Raw genomic sequence first — 26,509 nt, forward strand, 5'->3', positions numbered from 1 at the left:
AACGGTTGGTGCGGTGGATCAGTGCTCTTCGGCGAGCGCGCCCTGCACGTAACTGGCGGTGAGGACGGTGAAGACGTATGCCTGCAGGCAGATCACCAGGAACTCGAGGAAGGTGAGCGCGATGGTCATCACCCAGGAGAGCACCGAGACCGGAGCCAGCCAGGCGTTGGCGCTCAGCATGGCGAAGCCACCGAGCGTGAAGACCAGCAGGAGCATGTGGCCGGCGAACATGTTCGCGAAGAGACGAACCGCAAGGGAGAACGGCCGGACGATGAACGTCGAGAAGAGCTCGATCGGGATCAGCAGCGGCAGGATGAACCACGGCGCCGGCGGAACCAGAGAGTTCTTGAAGTATTTGACGAAGCCATGCTTCTTGATGCCGACGTAGTTGAACAGCACGTAGCTGATGATCGCGAGGAACGCCGGGAAGGCGATGTGCGAGTTCGGCGAGATCTGGAAGAACGGCACGATCGCGAAGAAGTTCGTCAGCAGCACGAAGCAGAAGAGCGTCGTGAAGTAGGGAGCGAACCGCACCCCCGCGTGACCGATCATGTCGACCGCGATGTTGTTGCGCACGAAGCCGTAGATCGACTCGGCGAGCCACTGCTTCTTGGTCGGCACCAGCTGCGGCTTCCGGTAGGTCGCCAGGAAGAAGATGATCAGGAGGCCGACCGCGACCCAGACCATTGCCGTGATCTTGGTGAACCAGTACGAGTCGTGCGCACCCCAGGGCAGGATGCTGGGCAGGTAAAAGTCCTCCACACTGGGTGGGAATGCCGCCTGGCCCGCTGCCAGAACGTTCGCCTGTCCGAACACCGCGTCCCTTCCTAAGTAGGCGTGCCGAGTCGGCGGACGACCAGGATGATGCCCCCGGCCATACCGAGCACGACGCCGATCCCGGTGGCAACGCCGCCGGTGTCGAGCCACTGGTCAATCAGCCAGCCGATGAAACCCCACACGAGCATGCCTCCGATGAGGTAGCTGAGCGCGGTCCAACCCTGACCGGCGCCGGACGGAATATCGTCCGGTTCACCGGCGGGACGGGGGGTTTGGTCACCAGCCATGACGGGGCGAACGATATCAGCCGGGAAGACGAGGCTGTGCCTCACCCCCCGCACAACCATCGTTGTGTGGGCCTCTCGTGGGCGCCGTCGTCTGTGGGCACGCTACTCCCCTTCCGCCCGTCGGAAAATGACCGGAGGCCGACACATTGCGGCGCGTCCGCTGGTTGGGACGACCGGCCAACGGCCAGGTCAGCCCTGCGGCCGGCGGGCGTGCACCGTGGTCAGCCACCAGATGTGCACCGCCGTCCACACTGCCACCCCGGAGACGATGCCGAGGCAGAGCGGGACCAACCCGGCCCAGCCGGTCGACGCCACCGCCACCATCACCACGCCCAGCAGGGTGAACTTCAGCACGTACAGGCCCAGCCCGAGCGGCAGCAACAACTGCGGGTTGACCTGGTCGGCCCGGGCCAGCACCACCGTGGTCAGGGTGTAGCTGAGCACCGTGACGCCCACGCCGGCCGCCGCGCCGAGCGCCGCCGTCGCGCCGCCGGTCACCGCACCCACCACCGCGGCGACCACCGCCAACGCCGCCGACGCGGCCAGCAGCACCGGCAGGTGCCGCAGCCGCCACCGCCGGTCGGCGTCGGGCTCGACCACCCCGGGCTCAGCCACGGGGATACGCCGGAAACGTCGCGACCAGCTCGGCCACCTCGGCGCCGAGCCGGGTCAGCTCGTCGGCGCCTCCCGGTGCCCCGGGATCGGTGCGCACCGCACGGGCGATCAGGGAGGCCACCTGCCGCATCTCCCCCTCGCGCATGCCCTGGGTGGTGACGCTCGGCGTGCCCACCCGGATGCCGGAGGCCACCATCGGCGGCTGCGGGTCGTACGGGATGGCGTTCTTGTTCAGGGTGATCGACGCGGCGTCGCAGCGTCGCTCGGCCTCGGCGCCGGTCACCCCCAGCTCCCGCAGGTCGATCAGGGCCAGGTGGGTGTCGGTGCCACCGGACACCGGGCGCATGCCCTCATCGGTCAGCCCGGCGGCGAGCGCCTGGGCGTTGGTGACGACCTGCCTGGCGTACGTCTGGAACTCCGGCTGGGCGGCCTCGCGCAGCGCGACCGCCTTGGCCGCGACGGCGTGCATCAGCGGGCCACCCTGGGTGAACGGGAAGACCGCCTTGTCGATCCGCTGGGCCAGCGACTCGCGGCACAGGATCATGCCGCCGCGCGGACCGCGCAGCACCTTGTGGGTGGTGGCGCAGACGACGTCGGCGTACGGCACCGGGGACGGGATGGCCCGGCCGGCGACCAGGCCGATGAAATGCGCGGCGTCCACCATCAGGTACGCGCCCACCTCGTCGGCGATCTCCCGGAACCGGGCGAAGTCGATCAGCCGGGGGTATGCGGTGGCACCACAGATGATCAGCTTGGGTCGGTGCGCCCGCGCCAGGTCGCGTACCTCGTCGTAGTCGATCTGCTCGGTGTCCGGCCGCACCGGGTAGCCGACCGGGCGGAACCACTTGCCGGAGAAGTTCACCCGGCTGCCGTGGGTGAGGTGCCCGCCGTGCGGCAGGTCCATCGCCAGCACCGTGTCACGCGGCTGCACCAGCGCGGCGTACGCGGCCAGGTTGGCGCTCGCACCGGAGTGCGGCTGGAGGTTGGCGTGCTCGGCCCCGAAGAGCTCCTTGGCCCGTGCGATGCCGATCTCCTCGGCCCGGTCCACCTCGGCACAGCCGCCGTAGTAGCGCCGGCCCGGGTAACCCTCGGCGTACTTGTTGGTCAGGGTCGAGCCGAGCGCGGCCAGCACCGCCGGCGAGGTCAGGTTTTCGCTGGCGATGAGCTGCAGGCCACCCCGCAACCGGTCCAGCTCGCCGAGGACCACCCCGGCGATCTCCGGGTCGGTGGCCCTGAGCTGCGCGAAATCCGGCCCCCAGAAGGTGCTCGTCTCGGTCTCCACAGCGAACGAGTCTAGGGGGCCGCACACTGGGACCTGTGAGATGCCTCGTCACGGGAGCCACCGGATACATCGGCGGGCGGCTGACGCCGCTGCTGCTGGCCGACGGGCACACCGTCCGCTGCCTCGCCCGCAAGGCGGTCCGGCTGCGGGACGTGCCCTGGGCCTCGGCGGCCGAGATCGTCGAGGGGGACCTGAGCCGGCCGGACACGCTGCCCGCCGCGTTCGCCGACGTGGACGTCGCGTACTTCCTGGTGCACTCGTTGGGCCGGCCCGACTTCGAGGAGGCCGACCGCACGGCGGCGACCAACTTCGCGGCGGCGGCCCGCGCTGCCGGCGTACGCCGGATCGTCTACCTGGGTGGGCCGGAGCCGGCGTCCGACGCGGAGGTCCCGTCCCCGCACCTGCGGTCCCGGGCCGAGGTGGGCCGGATCCTGCTGGCCAGTGGGGTGCCGACGGCCGTGTTGCGGGCCGCGGTGATCATCGGATCCGGCTCGGCGTCGTTCGAGATGCTGCGGTACCTGACCGAGCGGCTACCCGCCATGATCACCCCGCGCTGGGTCCACAACCGGATCCAACCGATCGCGGTCCGCGACGTGCTGCGCTACCTGGCCGGCTCCATCGCGCTTCCGCCGGACGTCAACCGGGGCTTCGACATCGGCGGGCCGGACGTGCTGACCTTCCTCGACATGATGCAGCGCTACGCCCGGGTGGCCGGGCTGCGCCGACGGATCATCGTGCCGGTCCGCGCGCTCACCCCGTCGCTCTCGTCGCACTGGGTCGGCCTGGTCACCCCCGTGCCGAATGCCATCGCCCGTCCCCTGGTGGAGAGCCTGATCCACGAGGCCGTCGCGCACGAGCACGACATCGCCCGCTACGTGCCGGACCCACCCGGTGGGCTGACCGGCTTCGACGACGCGGTGGCGCTGGCGCTCGCCAAGGTGCGCGACGCCCAGGTGGAGACCCGCTGGTCGAACGCGAGCGGCCCGGACGCGCCCGCCGAGCCGTTGCCCACCGACCCGAAGTGGTCCGGCGGCACCGCCTACACCGACGTCCGCGAGAGGGTGGTGGACGCCCCACCGGCGGCGCTCTGGCGGGTCGTCGAGGGCGTCGGCGGCGAACACGGCTGGTACTCGTTCCCGCTCGCCTGGTCGATCCGGGGCTGGCTGGACCGGCTGGTCGGCGGGGTCGGGCTGCGTCGGGGCCGACGCGACCCGCACCGCCTCCAGGTCGGTGAGGCGCTGGACTTCTGGCGGGTCGAGGAGATCGTCCCGGGCGAGTTGCTCCGGCTGCGCGCCGAGATGCGGCTGCCCGGCCGGGCCTGGCTGGAGATGCGGGTGCTGTCAACTGACGACGGCCGCAGCCGCTACCAGCAACGCGCGGTCTTCCTGCCACGCGGGCTGAGCGGCCACGCCTACTGGGGGTCGGTGGCGCCCTTCCACGCGGTGGTCTTCGGCGGGATGGCCCGCAACATTGCGCGCAACGCCGAACAGGCCCCCTGATCCCCGCAGGTCTCAGTTGCCGGTGCGGGCTCCGGTGACCTGGAGGGCGGTTCGTTCGCTCGGCGGGACGAAGTCGCGTACCGGTTGGTCGCGCAGGGCGACGGCGAGCACCTCGCCGACCGCGTCCACCATCCGAGCCTGCACCGCCTGGCCGACCGCGTCCCGGGGATCGTCCGGGTTCGCCGCCATCGAGGCGACCGCCAACTGCGGCGTGAACGCCACCACGGTCTCCGTCTCGTACCGCTCCGAGCTGCCCGTCTTGCCGGCCACGGGACGGCCGAGCCGCGCGCGCAGCCCCGGTGCGGTGGCGCCGTCGCAGCGCCCGTACATCGACTGGTCGCCGACCGGGCAGCGCGCCGCGTCGGTGGCCGCCCGGGCCACGTCGGGGTCGAGCACCTGCCGGCAGTCCGGCTTGGCGGCGTCGACCGGCCGGCCGCCCGAGTCGGTGATCGAGACCACCGGCAGCGGTGCGCACCAGGTCCCCTCGGCCGCCACGGTGGCGTACGCGGTGGCCAGGTCCAGCGGCGTCGTCGCGGCCACGCCCAGGGTGAACGGGCCCCAGTTCTTCGCGCCGTAGCGGGCCAGCTTGGCGTCGGCGTCGGCCCGCAGCACGATGCCGAGCCGCTCGGCCATCTCCACCACCCGGTCGGCGCCCACCTTCTCGGTGAGCCAGGCGAAGTACGTGTTCACCGAGCGGCCGAACGCGCTCCACATGGTGCGGGGGCCGTCCATCGACGAGGGGCTGGCGTTCGTCGGGCACCAGTGACCGTCACAGCTCGCCGCCCCGGTGACCGGGAAGCGGGTGAGCAACTGGGTCGGTGCCACGAAGTCGGTCGACAGCGGCAGGCCGGACTCCAGCGCGGCCAGCATGGTGAAGAGCTTGAACGTCGAGCCACCCTGGTACCCCTCGATCGCCCCACCGCCAGCGACCAGCTGGTTGACGGTGTTGGGGCGGTTCTTCTGCCCGACCGGGTTGTCCTGCACGCTGTAGGCACGGTTCACCGACATCGCCAGCACCCGCCCGGTGCCCGGCTGCACCACGGCGGTCGGCACCGCCTCGGCGTCCGTCGGCCGGTAGATCTTCAGCACCTGCTCGGTGGTGGCCCGCTGCACCCCCGGGTCCAGCGACGACACGATGGAGAACCCGCCCCGGCGCAGCGTGCGCTGCCGCTCGTCGGCCGTCGCGCCGAACGCGGACTGGCTGCTCCACCAGCGGGTGAACCAGTCGCAGAAGAAGCCCCAGTCGTTGTGCGCCTCGGGCACCCCGGTGCAGTCGTTCGGGGTCTCACTGGGCTGAAGCTGCAACGGTTCGGCCCGGGCCGCCGCCGCCGCGTCCGCCGGCACCTGCCCCGACTCCACAAGCCGCTCCAACACGTACGACCGTCGGGCCAGCGCGGCGTCGGCGTCGCCGTTGATCGGGTCGTCGCTGTCCGGTGACCGGACCAGACCGGCCAGCAGCGCCGCCTGGGACAGGGTCAGGTCGGCCGGAGACCGGGAGAAGTAGCGCTTGCTGGCCGCCGCGATGCCGTACGCCCCGGCGCCGAAGTAGGCGATGTTGAGGTAGCGGGTGAGGATCTGCTCCTTGTCGAGTTCCCGTTCCAGCGCGAGCGCGTAGCGCATCTCCTGGAGCTTGCGCACTGTGGTGACCTCGGTGGCGGCCACCCGCTGCGCCTCGGTCAGCCGGGGGTCGCTGCTGAGCACGTTGCGGACGTACTGCATGGTCAGCGTGGAGGCGCCCTGCCGCGTCCGCCCGTCCCGCTTGTTGACTGTGAACGCGCGCACCACGCCGCGCAGGTCCACGCCGCTGTGCTGGTAGAACCGGACGTCCTCGGCGGCCACTATCGCCTGGCGCATCACCGGGGCCACCTCGTGCAGCGGCACGTCCACCCGGTCCTCCTGGTAGAAGGAGGTGATCAGGGTGGTGCCGTCGTTGGCGTAGAGGTTGGAGCGCTGCGCGGTCGGCGGCGTACGGAGTGTGTTCGGCAGCTCCGAGTACGGCGTGGACAGGTTGCTGAACCCGATCCCGAAGGCCAGGGCCGCCGGCAGGGCGGCTGCGGCCAGCACCAACCCGGCCAGCACTCCGGCGATCACCACAGTCAGCAGTTTGTCGAGATGGGCCCGGATCATCAGCTCTCCCCGCAGGAGCCGGTCACGCTAGGACCCGTTCAGGATGACCCGAAACGCCCCTTTCGCCCCTGGTTTTCCCCAAACCCGGAGGAAACTCGCACCAAGGCTCAGGGCAGCAGTGCGCCGGCCAGCGGGTGCACCGTCTCCTCGATCTCGTCGGCGACCCGGCTGAAGCACTGGTCACCGCGACCCCACGGGTCGTCCAGATCATCGGTCGGCAACGCCGAGGCGCCCAACCGGACGTCATGGGCCGCCGCCACCAGAGCCACACCCCGGGCGTACACGGCCTCCGGGGTCGCGTCACCCGGCGGCAACGCGGTGGCGTCCACCGCGGCCAGCAGCCGGCCGAACTCCCCCAGCACGAACGTGCGGGCCGCAGCGTCCGGCCGCAGCGCCACCACGTACTCCTGCTGGTCCGCCGTGGCGGTCAGGACCAGGTCGGCGGCGTCGATGTGGTCCGAGCGCAACTTGCGGGCGGCGAACCCCTCGACGTCCCCACCCCGGCCGGTCACCTGCCGCGCCGCCGGCGGGTTCATCTCCTCGCCCGCGTGCCAACCACCCGTCCCGGCGCTGTGGCTGTGCACCAGCTCCTCGGCGCGGGCCGGGTCCTCCGCACGCCGCGTCAACCGCTCCCGCACCGCCAGGGCGAGCAGCCGCTCCGCCATCGGCGAGCGGCAGATGTTGCCCATGCACACGTGCAGCACCGTGAACGGGGGCACTCAGACCGCCCGACCGTCGATGAGGTCCGGGACGACGTCGCGCAGCTTCTCCAACGGGATCGCCCCCGCCCGCAGCAGTTGCGGCACCTCACCGGTCAGATCCACGATCGTGCTGGGCACCGGGTCCGGGCAGGGCCCGGCCTCCAGGTAGGCCCGCACCGAGTAACTGAGCTGGTCACGCGCCTCCTCGGCGGTCACCGCGGCGGGCTGGCCGGTCTTGTTGGCCGACGAGACCGCCATCGGGCCGGTCTCGCGCAGCACCTCCAGCGCCACCGGGTGCAGCGGCATCCGCACAGCCACCGTGCCCGTCTTGTCGCCCAGATCCCACTGGAGGCTCGGCGAGTGCTCGACGACGATCGTCAGGGCACCCGGCCAGAACGCCTCCACGAGATCCCGTGCGGCGGTGGGCAGCGAGAAGACCAACCCGTCCAGGGTGTGCCGCGAGCCGATCAGCACCGGCGGCGGCATCTGCCGACCCCGGCCCTTGGCATCGAGCAGCGCCTTGACCGCGTACGGGGTGAACGCGTCCGCGCCGATCCCGTACACGGTGTCCGTCGGAAGGACGACCAGCTCGCCGTTCTTGACCGCCTCGATCGCCGCAGCGATGCCGCGGTCCCGATCGGCGGGCGACCGGCAGTCGTAGAGCATCACGGGGAGTCAGTCTGCCACGCCGCCCCGATCGGGGCGTGCTGGCCGTCCGCCCGTCGGGACGCGGTGGCGAAGCGGGGCCGTCCGGTGAGGTCCCGATGCTCCGTGACAGCGGTGAACCCGCCGTGCCCGGCGAGCAGCCCGGGCACCGCCGCGCCGTGCGTGTCGTCGTGCTCGACCCCGAACGCGCCGCCGGGGCGCAGCAGCGCCGCCGCCCGGGTGACGACCGGCCGGATCACCGCCAGACCGTCCGCGCCGCCGAAGACCGCCTCCGCCGGGTCGTGCCCGGCCACCTCCGGCGGGACCACCACGTCGTCCGGCACGTACGGCGGGTTGCAGAGCAGCACGTCCACCCTGCCCACCAGGTCCGCCAGCAGATCCGGCGCTGTCACGTCGGCCTCGACCACCTCGATCGGCCGGTCCCCCGCCGCGGCCCGCTCCGCCGCGTTGCGCCGCAGCCAGGCCAACGCCGCCGGGGACCGCTCCACCGCGATCACCCGCGCCCCCGGCAGCTCCTGGGCGACCGCCAGCGCGATGGCGCCCGAGCCGCTGCACAGGTCGACCACCACCGGGTCGGGCCGGCCCTGGGCCTGCTCGACGCCCCACCCGGCCAGCAACTCGGTCTCCGGTCGGGGCACGAAGACACCCGGGCCGACCAGCAACTCAAGGTGCCGGAACCCGGCGCGACCGGTCAGATACTGCAACGGCTCCCGCCCGGCGCGACGACGCGTCAGGTCGTCGAGCCGCGCCAGCTGGTCGTCGCTGAGGTCGTCGGCGAGCGCCAGCCGACCCCGGGGCACCCCGAGCACGTACGCGGCCAGCAACTCGGCCTCCACCCGGGCCGAGCCGACCCCGGCGGCGGCGAGCACCCGGGCCGATCGGGCCACTGCGGCGGACGGACGGATGGGGCCTGTCCCTCCGGGGGGGTGTTGCGGCAGAGTACTCACGACATAATCATGAAGCGTCGCGGGCGACGCGACGAACAGGTGCGCCCAGGCGCACGGCAGGAGGTTGGCGGGTGGGCTGGCTCGACCGGGTCGATGACCAGGTTGATGTCCTCACGCATGCCCGTGCACTGCAGGAGGCCAGCCGTTCCGCGGAGTCGTACGTCCTGCTGGAGCGTGTGATCCGCACCACGGCCGACCCGGCCGCGCGAGCGGACGCGCTGGTGCAGCGCCTCTCCGCACTGATCAATCTCGGTCGGACCGCGGAGTTCACCCGGGCCATCGAGGAGGCGTCGGCGGCGGTTCGCGACCTCGCCGAGCCGTACCTGCACGGGCACCTCAACGCGCTGGCCGCGCTCGCCGCCCACCACCAGGGCGCACTGGACCGCTGCGTCATGCACCTCGTCCGAGCCGCCCGCGCCCTGGGCGCGGTGGAGGACCCGGACCGGGACACCGCGTGGGGCTGGCACGACCTGGCGATGGCCTACAGCTACCTCAGCTTCCACGGTTACGCCCTCGGCGCCATCGAGCGGGCCCGGCAGCTCGGGCTGACCGCCGGCATCCCCGAGGAGACGTTCGCCGCGCCGGGCATCCGGCTGCGCAACGCGGTGGCACTGGACCACAACGGCGACAGCGACGGGTGTCTGCGGGTGCTTCGGGACGTGGCCGCCGACCTGGCCCGCTTCGTCCGCACCGGGCGGGCCGGCCAGCTCCGCCCGAGCAGCCTCGCCGCCTACGGCTACGCGGCGGCTCGGCAGGCGGCGCTCGGCGACCAGGTGGCGACCAGCGGGGAGGCCGAGCCGGCCCGGTTGATCAGCCACGGCGGGGACAGCGCCCGCGCCCGCGACATGCGGCAGCTCGGGCAGGTGTGCCTCGCCGTGGCCGCTGGGCGGCCGATCGAGGCGGTCACCCGGTTGGACACCGTCCACGTGTCCACCGAGACGCTCGGAGCGGCCGAGCCGGCCCGGCTGCGCAGCATCGCGCTGACACGCGCCGGAGACCACCCGGCGGCGCACCGGGCCGACCGCCTGGCGTTCCGGCTCGCCGCCCAACGCAACGACCGGCTGCGGGACGTCTACATCGACGGCATCGCCGCCCGCATCGACCACGAGGAGATGCGCCGCGAGGCGGCGCGGTTCGAGGGCGAGGCGTTGACCGACCCGCTCACCGGGCTGCCCAACCGACGCCGGCTGGAGCGGTACATCACGGCAGTGGTCACCCGGGGCGAGCGGGTGGTGATCGGCGTCTGCGATCTGGACGGCTTCAAGGCGGTCAACACCCGGCACGGCCACCACTCCGGCGACCTGGTGCTGCAACGCATCGCCGGGGTGATCAACCGGGTGATGCGCCGGGGCGACTTCGTGGCCCGCTACGGCGGTGACGAGTTCGTCGTGGTGCTGCCGGACACCGGCATGACCGAGGCCGCCGAGGTGGCCCGCCGGATCGAGGCCGCCGTCCGACTTGAGGACTGGGAGTCGCTGGTGCCGGGCACGCCGGTCGGGGTGAGCATCGGCTTCGCGGAGGTCTCCGGCGGCAGTGGGCTGCGCGACGCGCTCAGCGTCGCCTTCGAGCTGGCCGACCGGGAGATGCTGCGCGCCAAGTCCCGTCCCCGCGCGAGCTGACCGCCAGGGCTCGCGTCGATCAAGGACTTGTGGTGCCTCACCAAAGGCCCACGACGCGACAAACCACCCACCACAATCCCATGATCGACGGCGACGGGACGCGCGGCCGGGTTGCTCAGCGGCGGGTCAGCTCGGTGTCGCCGGCCAGCCGGGCGGCGCGGTCCGCCTCCGTCAGGGCGTCCAGCACCCCGTCCAGCTCACCGGCGAGCGCCAGGTCGAGGTTGTACGCCGTGTAGCCGATCCGGTGGTCGGTGATCCGGTTCTGCGGGTAGTTGTAGGTGCGGATCCGCTCCGAGCGGTCCACCGTGCGCACCTGGGCCTTCCGGGCGTCCGAGGCGGCGGCGTCGGCCTGCTCCTGGGCGGCGGCCAGCAGCCGGGCCCGCATGATCCGCATCGCCTGCTCCCGGTTCTGCAACTGGGACTTCTCGTTCTGGCAGGAGACGACGATGCCGGTCGGCAGGTGGGTGATCCGCACCGCCGAGTCGGTGGTGTTGACCGACTGGCCGCCCGGGCCGGACGAGCGGAACACGTCGATGCGCAGGTCGTTCGCGTCGATGGTGACGTCGACGTCCTCGGCCTCCGGCAGCACCAGCACCCCGGCGGCGGAGGTGTGGATCCGGCCCTGCGACTCGGTGACCGGGACACGCTGCACGCGGTGGACGCCGCCCTCCCACTTGAGTCGGGACCAGACGCCGCTGCCGCCCTCCGGCACACCCTTGGTCTTGATGGCGAGCGAGACGTCCTTGACCCCGCCGAGGTCGGAATCCTGCGCGTCGATCACCTCGGTGACCCAGCCGTGGCGCTCGGCATAGCGGGTGTACATCCGCAGCAGGTCGCCGGCGAACAGCGCCGACTCCTCACCACCCTCGCCCGCCTTGATCTCGACGATCACGTCCTTGGCGTCGTGCGGGTCGCGCGGGATGAGCAGCTCGGCGAGGCGTTCCTCCAGCACGGGCAGGGTCGCGGCGAGCGACTCCGCCTCGCTCGCGAAGGACGGGTCCTCCGCGGCAAGCTCGCGGGCCGCCACCAGGTCGGCGCGGGCCTGTTCCAGCTCGTCGGCGGCCTTGTGCAGCGGCACCAGCTCGGCGTAGCGGCGGCCGACCCTGCGCGCGGTGGCCTGGTCGGCGTGGATGGCCGGATCGGCCAGCCGCTTCTCCAGCTCCGCGTACTCGTCGAGGAGGCCGGCCAGACGCTCGCTGCTCATGCTGCGGATGCTCCTTCGACGGTGCGAGCCGGGAGAGCCGGAAGGCCGGCGGCCGGGCGGAAACTGGGGGAAATGCGGACGGCGCCCGCGTCCGGCGAAAAACCGGACGCGGGCGCCGAACGTGGAACTACTTGGCCTTCTTGGCCTGAACCTTGGCGTACTTCTGCTGGAACTTCGCGACCCGGCCGGCGGTGTCGAGAACGCGCTGCTTACCGGTGTAGAACGGGTGGCAGGCGCTGCAGGTCTCGGCGTGGATCGCCCCGCCCTTGGCGGTGCTGCGGGTCGTGAACGTGTTGCCACAGGAGCAGCTGACCTCGGTGGTCACGTACTCCGGGTGGATGTTTGCCTTCATCGCCTCGGTCCTCTCGTTGGTGGTCGCCGGGTCGCCGTCATCGCTCGTCGCGCCGTACGCGACGGGCTCGGGCGTGAACCGGAACCGGTGGCCGATTGACCAGTGTGCCATGGGCCTGAGCCGACCCGGTAATCGGGCCGCACACCTCGTCCGGCATCGTCAACACGTGCCTCCCCGTCCGCATTCCCACCGCCCGACGGGGCATTCGTCCACCCGGCGGACCGCCGCCAGGTACCCCGCAGGGGGTACGGCACGCCGAGCCGGAGGTGCGACGTCGATGACCCGCCTGATCGCCACCCGGGGACTGCCCGCCTCGGGCAAGACGACGTTCGCCCGCACGCTCCAACCCTCCGTGGTCCGGGTCAACCGGGACGACCTGCGCCGGATGCTGCACGGCGAGCGGTTGTTCACCCAGTGGGCCGAGGCCCAGGTGACAGTCGTCCAGCGGGCCCAGGTCGAGGCGTTGCTGAGGGCCCGCGCGGACGTCTGCGTGGACGACACCAACCTGCGCTCACGAACGTTGCGGGACTGGGCTGAGCTGGCCGCCCGCCACGGCGCGGACTTCGAGGTGCACGACTTCACCGACGTGCCGCTGGCCGAGTGTCTGCGCCGCGACGCCGCGCGCCCGGTCGCCGAACAGGTCGGCGCCGAGGCGATCCGTCGGCTGCACGAGCGGTACCTGGAGGGGCGGACCCTGCCGCTGCCGGTGCCGCAGGCCCGCACCGGACGCCCCGCCGTCGTGCACCCGCCGTCGACCGAGCCACCCGAGATCGTGCTCGTGGACATCGACGGCACCGTCGCGCTGGCCGTGTCCCGCAGCCCGTACGACATGACCCGGGTGGGCGAGGACGAGCCGAACACGGCGGTGATCGCGGCGGTCCGGGCGATGCACGCGGCCGGGTACGGGGTGGTCTTCTGCTCCGGGAGGGACGCCTCCGCCCGCGCGGCCACCGAGGCGTGGCTGGCCCGGCACGTCCGGGTCCCCTACCTCGGCCTGCACCTGCGTGCCGTCGGCGACTCCCGGAAGGACTCGATCGTGAAGCGGGAGATCTACGACCGGGAGATCAGGGACCGTTACCGGGTGGCCGGCGTCTTCGACGACCGTGTCCAGGTGGTCCAGATGTGGCGGGCCCTCGGCCTGACCGTCTTCCAGGTGGCCGACGGCGACTTCTGAGGTGTCCGGACGGGCCCCGCGTGTGGGGGCCCGTCCGGACAGCTCACCTGGTGACGGTGATGGTGGCCTCGGCACGGGTGCCGTTGACCTCGACCGTCAGGCGTACCGGCGCGGCGGGCCGCAGTGCCGTCAGGGTGCCGGTGGCCGGGTCGAATCGGGCGGTGTGCCATGGGCGTACCCCGGCCGCCGAGCCGATGTGCACTCCCGGCGAGGCCGACCAGTCGGCGCTGACCGGTGCGGCCACCGGGACCGTACGCCCGCTGGGCTGGGCCAGTGTGGCGGTGACCGTCGCGGGGGTGCCGACCGCGACGCTGGCCGGGGCGGCCACCGTGAGCCGGTCGACGTGCGCGTGGAACTCCGCGTCCACCCAGCGTGCGCCCTCGGCGAGCGGGTCACGGCGGGCCCGGTCCGCCTCGGTCGGGGTCACCGGGTCCACGCCGAACTCCGTCCAGCCGGTGAAGCCTCCCTGGTCGGCAGGGGTGGACGGCGTCTTGCCCGCATTGCCGTTGATCACGTACGGCACACCGTCGACCCGGTCGGCGTGGAAGGTGCCGACGTGCCCGCCCACGAACAGCGCCCCCTTGCCGGTGCGGTGCTGGAAGTCGGCCAGCCACTGCTCCAGCAGCGCCGCCTCCTTGCGGTCGCCGAGCTGGCTGGCCTGCGCCGGGCTGGGGTCGCGGGGCGGGTGGTGGTGCAGGACGACGACCGAACCCACACGTCGGTCGGTGGCCGCCGCGTCCAGCGTCTCGCGGAGCATCCGTACCTGGTCGAAGCCGCCGCCGCGCAGCGTCCCGGTGGACGAGTTCAGCGTGACGAACCGGGTGCCGTTGTGGTCGAACACCCGGGAGGTGGCACCGAACGCGGCAGCGAAGTTGCTGATCGGGGCGCCCATGATCTCGTGGTTGCCGGGCACGTAGTACCAGGGCAGCGCGTCGCCCAACTCCTCGTCGAGGATCCGCCGGGCCAGCGCGAAGTCGGCCGGGTAGGCGGTGTCCACGAAGTCGCCGTTGATCAGGAGGAAGTCCGGCCGGGCCGCCCGCACCTCGCGCAACGTCCGCCGGGCCTGGGCGACCAGGTCGCTGTCCGGGTCGGCGGCGACGAACTGGGCGTCGGAGAGCACCGCGAACCGCCACGGCGCGCCGTCCACAGTGCCGTCGCGGACCACCACCCGATCGGTACGCGGGGCCACCTCCGGCACGTCGACAGTCGGGGGCACCTTCGCCACCAGGTCGTCGATGATCACCTCGCTGGTGTACTGCGCGGCGGCGTTCGTCTCGGCCACGTAGAAGCGGCGTACCCGCACCGGGTACTGCACCCCGGCCGGCACCGCGAACTCCACGTACCGCCAGCCGGTCCAGGTGATCAGTGGGCCACGCAGCACGTGCTGGGTGTCCTGGGCGTCGTGCAGGTGCAGGCTGGGCCACTCCCCGGTGCCGTTGCCGTGGATCCACATCCCGAAGGCCTGCGGCTGACCGGGCACCTCGATCCAGGCGGGCGGGTCGGCGTACGCGGCCCGCGTGCCGGTGGACTGGCCGAAGTCGTACGACATGCGCAGGCCGGTGCCGGTGTGCCCCGGCGCGGGCGCGACCGACCCGCTGGCGCGGGCCTGGCTGAACCGCCAGGAAGCGGCGTCGTCGAACCCGGCGACCGGCACGTCGGTCAGGCCGACGGTGACCGGCAGGACCACGCTCGTGCGGCCGACGCGAACGGTCACCAGGCCGGAGCCAGTGTCCCTCAACGCGGCGACGGACAGGTTGCCGTCCCCGGTGGGGGTGATCCGCAGCAGGTCCCGGTCGTAGTCGAGGGTGAGGTCGGCCGGCTCGATCGGCGCGGTGTTGCCTTCGGCGTCGTACCCGACCACGCCGACCAGGGCGTTGCCGTCCCGCCCGGTCAGCCCGACCCGTGGCGTGGTGGTGCCGATCCGGGCCAGCGGGCCGAGCACTGTGAGGTTCAGGGAGCCGGTGACCCGTCCCCGTGCGGCGGTGACCGTGCTGGCCCCCGGCGCGCCGGCGTGGAACACGCCGTCACGGTCGATCCGGCCGCGTACCGCCGGGGTCGCCCGCCAGGTGGGAACGCCGGCCGCCGGGCCGTACGTCTCGTCGTAGCCGGATGCGGTGAGGGTGCGGGTCAGCCCCGGGAAGACCCGGTCGGGCCGTCCACCTCGCACCGGTGAGACACCCGGGGCGGCGGTGGGGTCGCTGGCCGTCTCGACCCAGTAGCCGGTGAGTCGCCCGCTGCCCTTCGGCGCGTAGATGGCCAGGCCGTTGGGCACTGCCCGCTCGCTGCCGTCGGAGGGGCCGTTCTCCACCTGCACGGCGGGCGCGCCCGGCTCCCGGGCCAGCAGCGTGGACGATCCGCCGCCATCCAGGTTGAGCGCGTGGTGGGCGCCCAGCTCGGCCATCATCCGGCCCATCTCGGTCTGGGTCACGCCGCGGCTGTCGACCTGACGACCGTCCACCGTCAGCATGATCATCTTTCGACCGTCGGCGCTGAACCCGACAGCGGTGCGGGGGGCGAGGGTCGGATCGGCGATGCTCTGCACGACGCCGTCGCGGACCAGGACGTTGCCGCCCCCGACCGCCGCGTGCAGGGTGCTGCCGTCGGAGGGCTTCGGCCGCCAGGCCACCGTCACCGGGTCACCGTCGCGCAGGCCGGCCAGCGCGTCCGCGCCGAGGTCGCGGCCGAGCAGCACGGTGCTGCCTGCGGCGATCGGGCCGCTGCCGGCCACGCTTCCCACCGCTGCCACCCGACCGTTGGTCACTGTGACCTCGACCACCCGGGCCGCGCCCTCCACGGCACGCTGCCGGGTGTACGTCCCCCACAGCTCGGTGAACGCCCCGATGCCGTCGGCCTGGACCATGTTGTTGAACTGGGTCAGCGGGACCGGCCCGGTGGGCAGGGTGGCGCTGCCGTCGAAGTTCACCTCGATCACCCGGCCGAGGCCGTTCGTGGTGACCGCCACCGCGTTGCGGTGACCGCTGACCCCGGACTGGATCAGCTCCCCGTCCCGGACGCCCACGCCCTGGGCGGCACCCGAGTTGTTGATGTCGAAGAAGTCGCCGTTGACCGCGGCGACCGCGCGCGACTGGTCGACCGCCTGTCGCAGCGGCTCGGCCCGGCTGACCGCGCCGGAGTTGACGTAGTCGACGGTGGAGCCGCCGGCCAGATCGGTGGTGAGCGCGTCGGCGCGCAGCCAGCCCTCGGCGTCGTACCTGTCGAAGGACGTCAGCTGCACGCCCGGGGCGACCGGCCGGGTGGCCTTCGTGGTCTCCAGCCCGCCGGCCGGCTCCAGACCACCAGCGACGGCGGTCGGGGCGGTCGCGGCTGTCGGGGCGGCGGCCAGGCTGACCGAGCCGGCCGCTCGGGAGGACGCGGGCGGCGCGTCCTCAGCGATCGTGGGTGAGGCCAGGGACGGTGGGGCGACGGTGGACGGGGCGATGGTGGGTGCGGCAGTCGCCGGTGGCGACAGGGCCAGGGCGAGCAGCGGCGTCAGCAGCAGGACGCCGGTGCGGCGGGCGGTTCGTCTGCGGGTACGCATGGACGACAGTCAACCCGGCAATGAATAGAAGTTTCAATACCTATCGGCTGAACCGAAGGAAAATTCCATCACGTGCCGCCCGGAGACATGACGAAGGGGCACGACCGGTGTGGCCGTGCCCCTTCGTCTCACCCGGGGATGGTTACTCCCCCGGTGTCGACTTCGCGATCTGCATCAGGAACTCGATGTTGGTACGTGTCTTCTTGAGCTTGTCGAGCAGCAGGTCCATCGCCGCCTGCGAGTCCAGCGAGTGCAGGACCTTGCGCAGCTTGTGGAGGATGGCCAGCTCCTCCGGCGCGAGCAGAACCTCTTCCTTACGGGTACCGGACGGGTTGACGTCGATGGCCGGGAAGGTGCGCTTGTCGGCGATCTTCCGGTCCAGCTTCAGCTCCGCGTTGCCGGTGCCCTTGAACTCCTCGAAGATGACCGTGTCCGCCATGGATCCGGTCTCCACCAGCGCCGTGGCGATGATGGTCAGCGAGCCACCGTTCTCGATGTTGCGAGCCGCGCCGAGGAAGCGCTTCGGCGGGTAGAGAGCGGTGGAGTCGATACCACCCGACATGATCCGGCCGCTGGCCGGCGCCGCCAGGTTGTACGACCGACCGAGCCGGGTCACCGAGTCGAGCAGCACGACCACGTCGTGCCCCAGCTCAACCAGGCGCTTGGCCCGCTCGATGGCCAGCTCGGCCACCGTCGTGTGGTCCTGCGGCGGACGGTCGAACGTGGCCGCGACGACCTCGCCCTTGATCGACCGCTGCATGTCGGTGACCTCTTCGGGCCGCTCGTCCACCAGCACCACCATCAGGTGGCACTCCGGGTTGTTGTGCGTGATCGCGTTCGCGATCGCCTGCAGCACCATCGTCTTACCCGCCTTCGGCGGTGACTGGATGAGTGCCCGCTGGCCCTTGCCGATCGGCATGACCAGGTCGATGACCCGGGTGGTGAGGATGTGCGGCTCGGTCTCCAGGCGCAGGCGCTCCTGCGGGTAGAGCGGAGTGAGCTTGTAGAACTCCGGTCGACGCCGGGCCTCCTCCGGCTCCATCCCGTTGATCGTGTCCAGCCGCATCAGCGGGTTGTACTTGTCGCGCCGCTGGTCACCGCTGTTGCCGCCCTCGCGGGCCGCCCGCACCGCACCGGTGATCGCGTCACCGCGGCGCAGGCCGTACTTCTTGATCTGGGACATCGAGACGTAGACGTCGTTCGGGCCGGCCAGGTAGCCGGTGGTCCGCACGAACGCGTAGTTGTCGAGCACGTCGATGATGCCGGCCACGGGGACGAGGACGTCGTCCTCGCTGACCTGCGGCTCACGCCCACCGGTGTCGGCACCGGTCTCGGTGCGCTCGCCCCGACCGCGACGACGGTCCCGGAAACGGCTGCGCCGGCCGCGCCGGCCGCCACCCTCGCCGTCGTCGTCGTCGCTGTCCCGCTCGACACGCTGACCACGGTCGTTGCGGTCACCGCGGTCATTGCGGTCGGCCCGCTCCGGACGGTCGTTGCGCTCGGAACGCTCGCCCCGGTCGGAACGCTCGCCCCGGTCGTTGCGCTCGCCCCGCTCGGCACGCTCGCCCCGCTCGGCACGCTCGCCCCGGTCAGCACGGTCGCCCCGGTCGTTGCGCTCGCCCCGCTCGGCACGCTCGCCCCGCTCGCCCCGGTCAGCACGCTCGCCCCGGTCGGCACGGTCGCCCCGGTCGGCACGGTCGCCCCGGTCGGAACGCTCCGCGCGGTCGCCCCGCTCGGCACGCTCGCCCCGGTCGGAGCGCTCGGCACGCTCGGCGCGCTCCGGACGCTCAGCCCGGTCCCGGCGATTCTCGCCGCGGTCGGTCCGCTCGCCGGCGCCAGCCTCTTCGGTACGCGCCTCCTCGGCGCGGACCTCGGTCGGACGCGCCTCAGCGGGACGCGCCTCGGTCGGACGGGTCTCCGCTGCTGCGGTCCGGCTCCGCCGGGTGCGAGTGCGACCTTCGGTCTCGGCGGCCGGCTCGGCGGGCGCCTGATCGGCGCTGCGCCCCTCGGCTGCCGGCCGGTCGGCGGTTTCCCGCACCTCGGCGCGCACCCCCTCACGGGTCGGAGCGGCCGCGGCCGCGACCTCGGCCCGTGGTCGAGGGGTCCCGGCGGCGTTGCCGCCCTGCCGCTCGGAAATCGCGGCGATCAGCTCGCCCTTGCGCATGCGAGCCGTGCCGGAGATGCCGAGCGACGCGGCCAGGCTCTGCAGCTCTGGCAGCAGCATCGCCGACAGACCGGTGCCGCTACGCCGACGACGGGCGGGAGCGGCTGCGGTGGCATCGCCAGCGACGTTGGAAACATCCGACGTCACGTCGGTGGTGTCGCTCAATGGATTCCTTCCCTCGATAAGGCCGTGGCTGCCCGGAGTCGGAACTCAGGTGGCCGGGCGGCCTCGGTGCACCCGCCTCGCAAGGACGCGTCGCGGGAGTCTGTGACACAGCAGCCGGTCGGTATCCCGACTCACCAACGTCGGTGAGCAGGTCTCGCCGTCTGCGGCGACCTGTGGAAACTGCGGTGCGGCGTGGGCCTTGGCAGGGGTAGACGGGCTGACCGCCGAGAGCTTCGGGGGTGCGCCGCCCCGCAGGAGATCGCGTGCTTCGCGGCTGTGCTAGGTCTAGAGCGTAATCAACTCTTCCGACCTGCGGCAACAGGGTCCCGCTCGGCGTGTCCAAGTCTACCCCGGGCGACCCGTGCGCCGCTGACGTCTATCGGTAACTGCCAGATCTGCCAGTCTGTTCCCGCTGGGAAGCTCGCCGGAGGCTCGCTGAGCGCCAGCACAGTGGGCCCGGCCCCACTGACCACAGCCGCCACACCGGCCGCTCGCAACGCGTTGACCAGGGCAGATGTCGCTGGCATCCCGGCTGAACGGTAATCCTGATGGAGCCGGTCGACCGTGGCCGGCAGCAGCAGGCTCGGGTCGGCGGTGAGCGCGTGCACCAGCAGAGCCGCCCGCCCGGCGGTCAACGCAGCGTCGCCGTGCGGCACGGTGGCCGGCAACGCGGCCCGGGCGGCGGCGGTCAATCCGCGTTCGGCCGGCACAAAAACGATGGGCCGCACCCCGTCGGCGACCGGCAGGGACACCGCCCGCGCACCGGTCGGCTCGGACCAGGCCACCGTGAAACCGCCGAGCAGACAGGGCGCGACGTTGTCGGGATGGCCCTCGATCTCGGCGGCCAACCGGAGCACGCCCGCCTCGTCCAGCCGGTGCTCCCCGTCGGTGACCAGGGCGCGGGCCAGCAACACCCCGGCGACGATCGCGGCGGACGAGGACCCGAGCCCCCGCGCCTGGGGGATCCGGTTGACACACTCCACGCTCAACCCCCCGGGGTGGGCGCCGAGCACGTCGAAGGCGGCGCGCATGGCCCGCACCACGAGGTGCCGGTCATCGTCGGGCAGCTCGCCGGCACCCTGCCCGGTCACCGTCACGCGGACCCCTGCCGACGTGACCTCGGCGGCCAGGTCGTCGTGGAGCCCCAGCGCGAGACCCAACGCGTCGAAGCCAGGGCCCAGGTTGGCGCTGGTGGCGGGGACCCGGACGCGAACCGGCCCGGCGGTGAAGTTCGTCGGCACGCGCTCATGGTAGGGCCTGTTTCATAAGGGCGGTCGAGCCGAGGCGGAGTCCGGGCGGCGAGCCGGCAAGGCGCGGTTTCGTCCGGATACCGGTGTTGTATCTGGACGAGACCGCAACGCCGCCGGTCGTCGTCCGGGCCCGCCGCAGGCCGGCCAGTCCTTGTGAAACAGGCCCTAGGGCCAGGGACCGACGATCCGGTCCCCCGTCCGCAGCCTGGGACCGCCCGGTTCAGCCGACCGGCTCGGGGGTCGCGTCGGTGAGCGAGAGCCGACGGGTGGCGATCCGCCAGCCCACCGCGTACACGAGGGTGATCAGCCCGCAGCCGGCGAGCACGACCCGTTCGTCCACCACGTCCACCACCATGGCCACCGCCAGTTGGCTCACCGAGATGGCCAGCGTGGCGAGCATCATGTCGGTGGCGAAGACGCGCCCCCGCAGGTGGTCCGGGACCTCACCCTGGAGGGCGAAGTTCGATATCACCCAGTTGCTGCCGCCCGCGAAGTGCGCCAGGAAGACCAGCAGCAGCACCAGCGGAAACCAACGGACCACCGATGCGCCCAGGTAGGACAGGCCGTAGAGCGACATGGACAGCGCGAGCGCGGGCAGCAGCCAGGCTCGGTTGGTCAGCACCCGACGCATCAGGATCGGCCCCACCAACGCCCCGGCGCCCCGCACCGCGAAGAGCAGGCCGGCACCGAGCGGGCCGACGCCGTACACGCCGGCCAGCAAGGGGAACACGGTCAGCACGCCGTTGCCCAGGCCGACCGCCGACTTGACAGTGACCAGCGCGAGCACCCGGGGCCGGTGCCCGATGTAGCCGAGCGCCTCACGGACCGCCGCCCAGGTCCGCTGGGCCGGTCGGGTGGTGTCCCGGGGCGCCTGCAGGGGCCGGCGGATCCGGGTCGCCAGGCCCGCGGCCAGCGCCAGGCCCACCGCTGCCACCCAGAAGCAGACGTACGGGCCGGCGACGGTGCTGAGGACGCCGCCGAGCGAGGCGCCGACCACGGTCATGGTGCCCCAGGCGGAGCCGGCCACGGCGTTGCCGGCGGCCAGCTCGTGGGGCTCCAGCACATTGGGCAGCGCAGCCTGGGCGGCCGGTGAGTAGAACGCCTTGGCGACCGCCACCACGCCGATCGCGACCAGCGCCAACCACGCAGTACCCGCGCCCCGAACCCCGAGCAGCAGCAACACGCCCGCGAGCGCGGCCACGTTCGCGGCGATCATGATCTTGCGCCGGTCGAAACGGTCGGCGATCGTGCCCGTGTACGGCAGCAGCAGCGCCACGATGCCGGTGTCCACGGCCAACACCAGTGCGCCCCAGACTCCGCTGCCGGTCAGGTGGGGCAGCAGCACCAGCAGCGGCACCATGACAAACCAGTCAGCGCCGAAGACCACCAACTCGGCGAGGAAGAGGTTACGGAAGCTCCGATTGCCGGTCAGAACCGAGAGGGTGGACGCCACGGAGCGCGACCCTACCTGTTCGGTACGGGGGCTACACCTGCTGCCAGCAGCGCGGAGACCGTGACGAATGTGTAGCCGCGCAACCCTCGGCGCGGTTCGGATCAGAGTGTCTCGACCGATCAACGTGGAAACGCCCCCGGCAGAACCCTGCCGGGGGCGTTTTGCGATGCGGTCCGACCTACTCGGTCGGCTCGGACGGAGGCAGCGGCGAGGTGCGGCTACGGGGCAGCCGCAGCACCTCGAACTGATCCGTGCCCTCCACCAACGCACCCGACGGGGCGGGACGCCCGGCCGGCTGCGCACCCCCGGCCGCCGCCGGGACAGGCGCGGCGCTCGGCACCGCTACCTGATTCGGGGCAGCCGCCTCGTCGGTGTCCGCCGTGGGCACCGCCGGGTCACCTGAGCGCCGCCGACTACGCCGAGCCCGCAGCGATTCCTTGGTGTTCTCCACCATCGTGTAGAGCGTCGGCACCAGGATCAGCGTGAGCAGCGTCGAGCTGAGCAGGCCACCGATCACCACGACCGCCAGCGGCTGAGAGATGAAGCCGCCCTCACCGGTCAACCCGAGCGCCATCGGCAGCAGCGCGAAGATGGTCGCCACCGCGGTCATCAGGATCGGACGCAACCGGCGCCGGCCACCCTCGACCACCGCCTCCTGGACCCCCATGCCCTGCGCACGGTACTGGTTGATGAGATCGAGCAGCACGATGGCGTTGGTCACCACGATGCCGACCAGCATCAGCACGCCGATCAGCGCCGGCACGCCGAGCGGCGTCCCGGTGACCAGCAGCAGGCCGATCGCGCCGGTCGCCGCGAACGGGATGGAGATCAGCAGAATCAGCGCCTGGGTGAGGCTGCGGAACGTGGCCACCATGATCAGGAACACGATCGCGATCGCGGCCAGCACCGCCAGACCCAGATCACCGAACGCGTCCGCCTGGTCCGCGCTGACCCCACCGATGGTGAAGGTCGCTCCGGGTACGTTGATGCCGTCCAGCCGCTTCTGCAGCTCCTGGCTCGTCGCACCCAGGTTCGAGCCGGTCGCGGCGCCGGTCACCGACACACTGCGCTCACCGTCGATTCGACTGACCTGTTGCGGCCCCTCGCCCTGCGTGACCTGCGCGATGTCACCCAGCTTGACCGGCCCGACCGGCAGTGCCCGCAACTGCTCCACCGACATCGGCGGCTGCGTACCCAACCGCAGCACCACGTTCTGCTGCTGGCCGTCGAGCGTGACCTGACCCAGCGGCGCTCCCCGGAACGCCTGCGACACGAGCTGGCCCACGGCGGCCTCGGTGAGCCCGGCCCGACCGGCCGCGACCCGGTCGACTGTCACGTCGACACGCGGCACCTGCGCGGCAAGGCTGGTGGTGACATCCTCGACGTCCGGCACGCCGGCCATCGCCGTACGGGCCTCCTCGGCGGCCCGGGTCAGCACCTCCGGGTCACTGGCCTGGACGATGACCTCCAGCTGGCTGGTCGACGCCTCCTGCCCGCCGCCAAAGCTGATCTCGCCCAGTCCGCTGCCGAGCTTGTCGAACTCCTCGCGCAGCACCTCACGCATCTGCTTCGCGTCGGTGTCGCCGTCGAGCGCCAGCGACCAGGTCGCGATGTTGTTGCCGCCGCCCCCGAACGGGTTGTCCCCGCCGCCGGCGGTCACCTGGTACGTCTGGACGCCCTCGGTACGGGACAGCACCGACTCGACCTGCTTGGCCGCCGCGTCGGTGGCCGCCAGGCCACTGCCGGCCGGCAGTTCCTGGCTCATGTTGAGGGTGTCCTGGCCGGAGTCGTCCAGGAAGTTGGTCTCCAGCTTCTGGGCGAGGCCGAAGGTGCCGAAGAGCACCAGCAGACCGAGCCCGACGGTGATCCAGCGGGTCGACCGCTTGCGGGTGGCGAACCCGATCACCGGCAGGTAGGCCCGCTGCAACGGGCTGCGCAGCTCCTTCTCCTCCGCGCCGCGCCGCACCGCTTCGTCGTCCGCGGTGCCGCCGCGCGGCTTGAGGAACCAGTACGCGAGGACCGGGATCACGGTCAGCGACACCAGCAGCGAGGCGAGCAGGGCCACCGTCACGGTGATCGCGAACGGCGCGAAGAGCTGGCCCACGAACCCGCCGACCAACGCGATCGGCGCGAACACCGCCACGGTGGTGAGGGTTGACGCGGTCACCGCGCCGGCCACCTCGCGGACGCCGGTGATGATGGCGTGCCGCTTCTCCTCGCCGTACTCCAGATGTCGTTTGATGTTCTCCAACACGACAATCGAGTCGTCCACCACCCGGCCGACCGCGATTGTCAGCGCGCCGAGGGTGAGCAGGTTGAGCGAGTAGTCGCCGATCCACAGGGCGATCAACGCCACGAGCACGGAGAGCGGGATGGAGACGGCGGTGACCACCGTCGAGCGCACCGACAGCAGGAAGACCAGAATGACGATGACCGCCATCACCAGGCCCAGCAGGCCCTCGGTGGTCAGCGACTCGATCGACTTCTCGACGAACGGCGCCTGGTCGAAGACCACTGTCAACTCCGCGCCGGAGGCGTCCTTCAGGTCGTCGAGCCGGTCGCGGATATCGTGCGAGATCTGTACCGCGTTGCCGTCCGGCGCCGCGGTGACCGCGATGCCGAGGCTGTCCTTGCCGTTGGTCCGGGTGATCGCGGTGGCCGGAGCCAGTTGCTGCTCGACGCTCGCCACATCAGCGAGACGCACGGGCGTCGCGCCCGGGGAGACCACGATGCCGCGCAGATCGTCCAGGGTGGCGATCGGCGTGCCGACCTGCACCGGGAGGGACAGCGCCCCGTCGGTCACCGCGCCGGCGGGAACCGCCACGCCGTTGGTCTTCAGCGCCGCGCCGATCGCCGTCGGCTGGACCCGCGCCGCAGCCAGCTTCGCCGGGTCCGGGGTGACCAGCACGATGTCATCGCGGGTGCCGGTCACCTCGACCGTGCGAACCCCCTCGACGCCCTCCAGCTCCGGCACCACAGCCGTACGCAGCTTCTCGGCCAGCGCCCGCTCGTCCCCCGTGCCGGTCGCGGCCAGCACGACCGCCGGAAGATCGTCGGTGCTACCGGCGATGACCTGCGGGTCGACGTCCTCCGGCAGCTGGGAGTCGATCCGGCTCAGCGCGGTCTGCATCTTGTTGACCACGTCGTCCAGGTCGGTGCCGAACTCGTACATCACCTGGACGGTGGCCGAGCCCTCGCGGGACGTGGAGGTGACCTGGTCCAGCCCCGGGATGCCCTGGAGGGCGTTCTCGATCGGCTCGGTGACCTGCGACTCGACGATCTCGGGGCCGGCACCGGGGTAGGGGGCCACGATGAACGCGGCCGGGAACTCGAGCGACGGCAGCAGTTGCTGCTTCAGCGACGGCACGGCGAACGCTCCGAACGCCGTAATCACCACCGCGATGAGGGCGACAAGCCCTCGGTTGGCGAGGCTGAATCTGGCGAGCAGCGACATCGGCCTGGTTCACTCCTGAACGAGAATGCGGGCGGGGATACGTGAAAGTGTGCCCGACACGATCACCAGAACCCACGCCGCCCCCACGCCCGTCCCGCAGAACCGGCCGGCTTCCGCCGGTCACCGACCGGGCGTTGGAGCGTTCAGGCCAGGTCGAGGGCGCGGGCCGCGGCCATCGGGTCGTTCGCGATGGTCAGCGGCGCCGGCGCGGTGGAGATCGCCCACTCCGGGTCCTTCAGACCGTGGCCGGTCACCGTGCAGACCACTGTCGACCCGGGCGGCACCGCGCCCGCCGCGGCCTGCTGGAGCAGGCCGGCCACGCTGGCCGCGCTGCCCAACTCGACGAAGACCCCCACCTCGCGGGCGAGCAGCCGGTACGCGGAAAGGATCTCCCGGTCGGTCACCGCAGCGATCAGGCCACCGGAGGTGTCCCGGGCGTCCAACGCCTTGGTCCAGCTCGCCGGGTTGCCGATCCGGATCGCCGTGGCGATGGTCGACGGCTCCGGCACGACCTGGCCGGTCACGATCGGGGCCGCCCCGGCGGCCTGGAAGCCGTACATCTTCGGCGTCCGGGTGGTGGTGCCGGCGTCCCGCTCCTCCGCGTAACCCATCCAGTAGGCGGAGATGTTGCCGGCGTTGCCCACTGGCAGGCAGTGGATGTCGGGGGCGTCACCGAGCGCCTCGACGATCTCGAAGGCGGCAGTCTTCTGACCGTGCAGCCGATCGATGTTGACCGAGTTGACCAACGCGACCGGGTGGTCCTGGGCCAGCTTCGCGGCGAGCGACAGGCAGTCGTCGAAGTTGCCACTCACCTGGAGGAGCTTCGCGCCGTGCACCAACGCCTGGGCCAGCTTGCCCAGCGCGATCTTGCCCTGCGGCACCAGCACCGCGCAGGTCAACCCGGCCCGGGCCGCGTACGCCGCGGCGGAGGCGCTGGTGTTGCCGGTGGAGGCGCAGATGATGGCCTTGTTGCCGGCCTCGACCGCCTTGGACACCGCGAGGGTCATCCCGCGGTCCTTGAACGAGCCGGTCGGGTTGGCGCCCTCCACCTTGAGGTGCACGTCACAACCGGTCCGGGCGGACAGCACCGGCGCCGGCAACAGCGGGGTGTTCCCCTCGTGCAGCGTGACGACCGGCGTGGCCGCGGTGACCGGCAGCCGATCCCGGTACGCCTCGATCAGACCCCGCCACATGTCGTTCTCCTCGCCTCTACCGCCGCGCCGACCCGGCATCAG

At 72.0% G+C, this 26,509-nt stretch carries 19 protein-coding genes; 3 read left to right on the plus strand and 16 right to left on the minus strand.

What is annotated here, in order from left to right:
* Positions 1-18: 18 nt before the first annotated feature.
* From atpB to glyA, 4 genes are all read right to left on the minus strand, one after another.
* Positions 19-816 (minus strand): F0F1 ATP synthase subunit A, encoded by a 798-nt coding sequence (atpB, locus tag FBZ33_RS25440; protein ID WP_141910937.1) that lies wholly within the window; start codon positions 814-816, stop codon positions 19-21.
* Between the two features lie 11 nt (positions 817-827).
* Positions 828-1,064, minus strand: coding sequence for an AtpZ/AtpI family protein (locus tag FBZ33_RS25445; protein ID WP_088951984.1), 237 nt, complete (start codon positions 1,062-1,064; stop codon positions 828-830).
* A 189-nt stretch (positions 1,065-1,253) separates the two neighbouring features.
* A complete protein-coding gene (locus tag FBZ33_RS25450; protein WP_088949918.1) occupies positions 1,254-1,679 on the minus strand; it encodes a hypothetical protein in 426 nt (141 codons plus the stop codon).
* Positions 1,672-2,961, minus strand: coding sequence for a serine hydroxymethyltransferase (glyA, locus tag FBZ33_RS25455; RefSeq protein WP_185755409.1), 1,290 nt, complete (start codon positions 2,959-2,961; stop codon positions 1,672-1,674). The genes FBZ33_RS25450 and glyA overlap by 8 nt, the downstream gene beginning before the upstream one ends.
* Before the next feature lie 35 nt (positions 2,962-2,996).
* Between glyA and FBZ33_RS25460 the strand changes: the two genes are divergently transcribed.
* On the plus strand, positions 2,997-4,460 hold the full coding sequence (locus FBZ33_RS25460; RefSeq protein ID WP_141910939.1) for an SDR family oxidoreductase: 1,464 nt from the start codon (positions 2,997-2,999) through the stop codon (positions 4,458-4,460).
* Between the two features lie 12 nt (positions 4,461-4,472).
* Here FBZ33_RS25460 and FBZ33_RS25465 read toward each other — a convergent pair whose 3' ends face one another.
* The 4 genes from FBZ33_RS25465 to prmC form a co-directional block, all read right to left on the minus strand.
* Positions 4,473-6,587 carry a transglycosylase domain-containing protein gene (locus tag FBZ33_RS25465; RefSeq protein WP_141910940.1) on the minus strand — a complete coding sequence of 705 codons (2,115 nt, stop codon included), beginning with the start codon at positions 6,585-6,587 and terminating at the stop codon, positions 4,473-4,475.
* A 107-nt stretch (positions 6,588-6,694) separates the two neighbouring features.
* Positions 6,695-7,306, minus strand: coding sequence for a phosphotyrosine protein phosphatase (locus tag FBZ33_RS25470; RefSeq protein ID WP_088949922.1), 612 nt, complete (start codon positions 7,304-7,306; stop codon positions 6,695-6,697).
* Positions 7,307-7,954, minus strand: coding sequence for an L-threonylcarbamoyladenylate synthase (locus FBZ33_RS25475; protein WP_088949923.1), 648 nt, complete (start codon positions 7,952-7,954; stop codon positions 7,307-7,309). It abuts the gene before it with no gap.
* Positions 7,954-8,901, minus strand: a complete 948-nt coding sequence (gene prmC / locus FBZ33_RS25480; RefSeq protein WP_141910941.1) for a peptide chain release factor N(5)-glutamine methyltransferase — start codon at positions 8,899-8,901, stop codon at positions 7,954-7,956. The genes FBZ33_RS25475 and prmC overlap by 1 nt, the downstream gene beginning before the upstream one ends.
* 71 nt (positions 8,902-8,972) lie before the next feature.
* Here prmC and FBZ33_RS25485 point away from each other — a divergent pair, with 71 nt between their 5' ends.
* Entirely contained in the window at positions 8,973-10,520 is a 1,548-nt protein-coding gene (locus FBZ33_RS25485) for a diguanylate cyclase (protein WP_141910942.1), read from the plus strand.
* A gap of 115 nt (positions 10,521-10,635) precedes the next feature.
* Here the strand turns inward: FBZ33_RS25485 and prfA are convergent, their stop codons facing one another.
* The gene (prfA, locus tag FBZ33_RS25490; protein WP_088949926.1) at positions 10,636-11,724 is read right to left on the minus strand and encodes a peptide chain release factor 1; all 1,089 of its coding nucleotides are present in this window, start codon (positions 11,722-11,724) and stop codon (positions 10,636-10,638) included.
* A 127-nt stretch (positions 11,725-11,851) separates the two neighbouring features.
* Positions 11,852-12,076 (minus strand): 50S ribosomal protein L31, encoded by a 225-nt coding sequence (rpmE, locus tag FBZ33_RS25495; protein ID WP_030333150.1) that lies wholly within the window; start codon positions 12,074-12,076, stop codon positions 11,852-11,854.
* Between the two features lie 277 nt (positions 12,077-12,353).
* On the opposite strand from rpmE, the gene FBZ33_RS25500 reads away from it, so the two are divergent.
* On the plus strand, positions 12,354-13,250 hold the full coding sequence (locus FBZ33_RS25500) for an AAA family ATPase (protein ID WP_141910943.1): 897 nt from the start codon (positions 12,354-12,356) through the stop codon (positions 13,248-13,250).
* A gap of 43 nt (positions 13,251-13,293) precedes the next feature.
* Here FBZ33_RS25500 and FBZ33_RS25505 read toward each other — a convergent pair whose 3' ends face one another.
* The 6 genes from FBZ33_RS25505 to thrC all read right to left on the minus strand — a co-directional run bounded on the left by FBZ33_RS25505 (position 13,294) and on the right by thrC (position 26,467).
* The gene (locus FBZ33_RS25505) at positions 13,294-16,788 is read right to left on the minus strand and encodes a phosphodiester glycosidase family protein (RefSeq protein WP_141910944.1); all 3,495 of its coding nucleotides are present in this window, start codon (positions 16,786-16,788) and stop codon (positions 13,294-13,296) included.
* 142 nt (positions 16,789-16,930) lie between these two features.
* Positions 16,931-19,117 carry a transcription termination factor Rho gene (gene rho, locus FBZ33_RS25510; RefSeq protein ID WP_141910945.1) on the minus strand — a complete coding sequence of 729 codons (2,187 nt, stop codon included), beginning with the start codon at positions 19,115-19,117 and terminating at the stop codon, positions 16,931-16,933.
* Positions 19,118-19,413: 296 nt separating this feature from the next.
* Positions 19,414-20,358, minus strand: a complete 945-nt coding sequence (gene thrB, locus FBZ33_RS25515) for a homoserine kinase (protein ID WP_141910946.1) — start codon at positions 20,356-20,358, stop codon at positions 19,414-19,416.
* A 229-nt stretch (positions 20,359-20,587) separates the two neighbouring features.
* Positions 20,588-21,820 (minus strand): MFS transporter, encoded by a 1,233-nt coding sequence (locus tag FBZ33_RS25520; protein WP_088949931.1) that lies wholly within the window; start codon positions 21,818-21,820, stop codon positions 20,588-20,590.
* A gap of 178 nt (positions 21,821-21,998) precedes the next feature.
* The gene (locus tag FBZ33_RS25525) at positions 21,999-25,274 is read right to left on the minus strand and encodes an efflux RND transporter permease subunit (RefSeq protein ID WP_141910947.1); all 3,276 of its coding nucleotides are present in this window, start codon (positions 25,272-25,274) and stop codon (positions 21,999-22,001) included.
* Positions 25,275-25,417: 143 nt separating this feature from the next.
* Complete coding sequence (gene thrC / locus FBZ33_RS25530) at positions 25,418-26,467, minus strand: threonine synthase (protein ID WP_141912944.1); 1,050 nt, start codon at positions 26,465-26,467, stop codon at positions 25,418-25,420.
* Positions 26,468-26,509 lie beyond the last annotated feature (42 nt).

The organism is Micromonospora sp. A202, assembly GCF_006715105.1.
In the GTDB taxonomy this organism is placed as follows: domain Bacteria; phylum Actinomycetota; class Actinomycetes; order Mycobacteriales; family Micromonosporaceae; genus Micromonospora; species Micromonospora zamorensis.

What these genes read in the sequence shown, in the direction of transcription:
- FBZ33_RS25445 (WP_088951984.1), bottom strand. Translation starts at nt 1,064, where the DNA reads ATGGCTGGTGACCAAACCCCCCGTCCCGCCGGTGAACCGGACGATATT.
- FBZ33_RS25465 (WP_141910940.1), bottom strand. Translation starts at nt 6,587, where the DNA reads ATGATCCGGGCCCATCTCGACAAACTGCTGACTGTGGTGATCGCCGGA.
- FBZ33_RS25475 (WP_088949923.1), bottom strand. Translation starts at nt 7,954, where the DNA reads ATGCTCTACGACTGCCGGTCGCCCGCCGATCGGGACCGCGGCATCGCT.
- prfA (WP_088949926.1), bottom strand. Translation starts at nt 11,724, where the DNA reads ATGAGCAGCGAGCGTCTGGCCGGCCTCCTCGACGAGTACGCGGAGCTG.
- rpmE (WP_030333150.1), bottom strand. Translation starts at nt 12,076, where the DNA reads ATGAAGGCAAACATCCACCCGGAGTACGTGACCACCGAGGTCAGCTGC.
- FBZ33_RS25500 (WP_141910943.1), top strand. Translation starts at nt 12,354, where the DNA reads ATGACCCGCCTGATCGCCACCCGGGGACTGCCCGCCTCGGGCAAGACG.
- FBZ33_RS25505 (WP_141910944.1), bottom strand. Translation starts at nt 16,788, where the DNA reads ATGCGTACCCGCAGACGAACCGCCCGCCGCACCGGCGTCCTGCTGCTG.
- FBZ33_RS25525 (WP_141910947.1), bottom strand. Translation starts at nt 25,274, where the DNA reads ATGTCGCTGCTCGCCAGATTCAGCCTCGCCAACCGAGGGCTTGTCGCC.
- thrC (WP_141912944.1), bottom strand. Translation starts at nt 26,467, where the DNA reads ATGTGGCGGGGTCTGATCGAGGCGTACCGGGATCGGCTGCCGGTCACC.